Below are 1151 nucleotides of genomic sequence, written 5' to 3'. Positions count from 1 at the left end.
GAACGTCCTGTCAGTACTGATGTGTTTTTTTAGCGCGACGGCGACGACCAACAGACGTTCAATGTCTATCGGCGCAACACGCCAGCTGCAGCCGCGATGCATCACGAAATCACGAAGTAACGCCAGGATCTTTCCCAGCCCGCCGGCCCAGCCGTAAATGGTGAGTCCTGATATAGTAATAGGTTGATCCTCCATTCAATGTTCATATGAACAACGGATGGAAAACTTACGCTGAAGGCATCCATGGAAGAAATTCGCATTCGCGGCGCACGCACGCACAATCTGAAGAACATCAGCCTCGACTTACCCCGCAACAAACTGATCGTGATCACCGGCTTGTCCGGCTCGGGCAAGTCGTCGCTGGCGTTCGACACGCTGTATGCAGAAGGCCAGCGCCGCTATGTCGAGTCGCTGTCGTCTTATGCGCGCCAGTTCCTGCAACTGATGGAAAAGCCCGACGTCGACCTGATCGAAGGCCTGTCGCCGGCGATCTCGATCGAGCAGAAAGCGACCTCGCACAATCCGCGCTCGACCGTCGGCACCGTCACCGAAATCCACGACTATCTGCGCCTGCTGTACGCACGCGTGGGTACGCCTTATTGCCCCGACCATCCGGAAAACCCGCTGGCCGCGCAATCGGTGTCGCAAATGGTCGACGCCGTTCTGGCCATGCCGGAAGACACCAAGCTGATGATCCTGGCGCCGGTCGTGGCCAACCGCAAGGGCGAGCACGTCGACCTGTTCGAGCAGATGCAGGCGCACGGCTTCGTGCGCTTCCGCATCCAGAGCGGCACCGGCACGGCCAAGGTCTATGAGATCGATGACCTGCCCAAGCTGAAGAAAACCGAAAAGCACACCATCGACGTCGTCATCGACCGCGTCAAGGTCAAGGAAGACATCAAGCAGCGCCTGGCGGAAAGTTTTGAAACCGCGCTGCGCATCGCCGATGGCCGCGCCATTGCGCTGGAGATGGATACCGCCAAGGAACATCTCTACTCCAACAAATTCGCCTGTCCGACTTGCGGCTATTCGCTGCAGGAACTGGAGCCACGCCTGTTCTCGTTCAACAATCCGATGGGCGCCTGCCCGGAATGCGACGGCCTGGGCCATATCGAGTTCTTCGATCCGAAGCGCATCGTCGCCTTCCCGAA

Annotated in this window: 1 protein-coding gene and 1 pseudogene; one reads left to right on the top strand and one right to left on the bottom strand. The window is 58.5% G+C overall.

Annotated elements, in window-relative coordinates:
* Positions 1-195: hypothetical protein (locus tag HLUSI_RS33865; RefSeq protein WP_040503157.1), on the bottom strand; the 195-nt coding region annotated here is incomplete at its 3' end.
* A gap of 48 nt (positions 196-243) precedes the next feature.
* Here HLUSI_RS33865 and HLUSI_RS26915 point away from each other — a divergent pair.
* Positions 244-1151, top strand: a pseudogene (locus tag HLUSI_RS26915) (excinuclease ABC subunit UvrA); the annotation flags it as partial.

The organism is Herbaspirillum lusitanum P6-12 (assembly GCF_000256565.1).
GTDB lineage: Bacteria > Pseudomonadota > Gammaproteobacteria > Burkholderiales > Burkholderiaceae_D > Herbaspirillum > Herbaspirillum lusitanum.
Note: the sequence above shows the minus strand (reverse complement) of the source record. Positions and strands in the feature narration are given on the sequence as shown.